This window comes from Shigella sp. FC1544 (assembly GCF_001722145.1).
Lineage (GTDB): Bacteria > Pseudomonadota > Gammaproteobacteria > Enterobacterales > Enterobacteriaceae > Escherichia > Escherichia coli.
This window is the reverse complement of the sequence record NZ_MECT01000276.1, coordinates 1-1,678: the sequence shown is the minus strand read 5'-3', so window position 1 is coordinate 1,678 and position 1,678 is coordinate 1. Positions and strand designations below refer to the sequence as shown.

The window sequence follows — 1,678 nt, the reverse complement described above, 5'->3', positions numbered from 1 at the left end:
TTTCTGGTGCGTACCGGGCTGAGAGGCGGTGTAAGTGAACTGTAGTTGCCATGTTTTACGGCAATGAGAGCAGAGATAGCGCTGATGTCCGGCAGTGCTTTTGCCGTTACGCACCACGCCTTCAGTAGCGGAGCAGGAAGGACATCTGATGGAAATGGAAGCCACGCAAGCACCTTAAAATCACCATCATACACTAAATCAGTAAGTTGGCAGCATTACCGTGCACGGTATAGAAATAAGTAACAAAAGAGAATATATTCCGGCACCTTCGCTACATAAAAGGTGCCGAAAATAACGCAAGAAATTATTTTTCCGGCAGTTTTATATCTTTAAACATGACCTCAATTTCTTCATTAGAGCGCAATGCGACAGCCGCATCAACGACATCACGCGTTAAATGCGGTGCAAAACGCTGAATGAAATCATACATATAACTGCGAAAAAAAGTACTACGGCGAAAACCAATTTTGGTTGTACTGTGGCTGAAGATATCGTGAGCATCAACGCGCACAAGGTCCGGATCGGCGACCGGATCCACCGCCATGCTGGCAATGACCCCTACCCCCAGCCCTAACCGGACGTAAGTTTTAATGACGTCAGCATCCGTTGCCGTGAAAACGATACGCGGCGTTAACCCTGCGCGGTTAAAGGCAGTATCCAGTTCTGAACGTCCGGTAAAGCCGAAGGTATATGTCACCAACGGATATTGCGCCAGTTCTTCAATGGTAATGGCTTTTTTGCCTGCCAGCGGGTGATCCGGAGTGACTACAATAGCCCGATTCCAGTGGTAGCACGGTAACATCACTAAATCTTCATACAGATGCAGCGCTTCTGTGGCGATAGCGAAATCGGCATTGCCTTTAGAGACGGCATCAGCAATTTGTGTCGGCGAGCCCTGGTGCATATGCAAAGAAACGCGAGGATAACGCTCAATAAAGCCTTTGATGACGTTTGGTAATGCGTAGCGTGCCTGGGTATGCGTGGTGGCGATATACAGTGAGCCTTTATCCGGCCAGGTGTGCTCTCCGGCAACCGATTTTATGGCATCGACTTTCGACAGGACTTCGCGAGCGATACGAATTATTTCTTGCCCTGCTGGCGTTACCTGCGTCAGGTGCTTGCCGCTTCGGGAAAAAATTTGAATGCCTAGCTCGTCTTCCAGCATTCTGACTTGTTTACTGATCCCGGGTTGTGATGTGTAAAGTCCTTCCGCTGTTGATGAGACATTCAGGTTATGATTGACCACCTCAACAATATAGCGAAGTTGTTGTAATTTCATGTTAAACCATCCACTTAGACGCCATCAGAACATCGTTTTTTCGTCACACCTGGCGGGTGACTAATACGATTTAATAATAAAAAAGGTGCTAACTATAACCACTATATCATTTATAGCCTTAGTGTATAGGTGTGAATAAAAAATAATATGCAATAAAAAAGGGCTGCTTTCGCGACCCTGGTAATGCTGCCAACTTACTGATTTAGTGTATGATGGTGATTTTAAGGTGCTTGCGTGGCTTCCATTTCCATCAGATGTCCTTCCTGCTCCGCTACTGAAGGCGTGGTGCGTAACGGCAAAAGCACTGCCGGACATCAGCGCTATCTCTGCTCTCATTGCCGTAAAACATGGCAACTACAGTTCACTTACACCGCCTCTCAGCCCGGTACGCACCAGAAA

3 protein-coding genes are annotated in these 1,678 nt (G+C 47.2%); 1 reads left to right on the top strand and 2 read right to left on the bottom strand.

Translation table 11 applies throughout. The annotated features are described in order from the left end of the window. Positions 1-165 (bottom strand): IS1 family transposase (locus BGK49_RS27210; protein ID WP_047664789.1); only part of this gene is annotated, 165 nt, incomplete at its 3' end. Between the two features lie 139 nt (positions 166-304). After that, the gene (gene cysB, locus BGK49_RS14020; protein ID WP_000776251.1) at positions 305-1,279 is read right to left on the bottom strand and encodes an HTH-type transcriptional regulator CysB; all 975 of its coding nucleotides are present in this window, start codon (positions 1,277-1,279) and stop codon (positions 305-307) included. Positions 1,280-1,513: 234 nt separating this feature from the next. On the opposite strand from cysB, the gene BGK49_RS27205 reads away from it, so the two are divergent. Then, the coding region (locus tag BGK49_RS27205) for an IS1 family transposase (RefSeq protein ID WP_047664789.1) at positions 1,514-1,678 on the top strand (165 nt) is incomplete at its 3' end.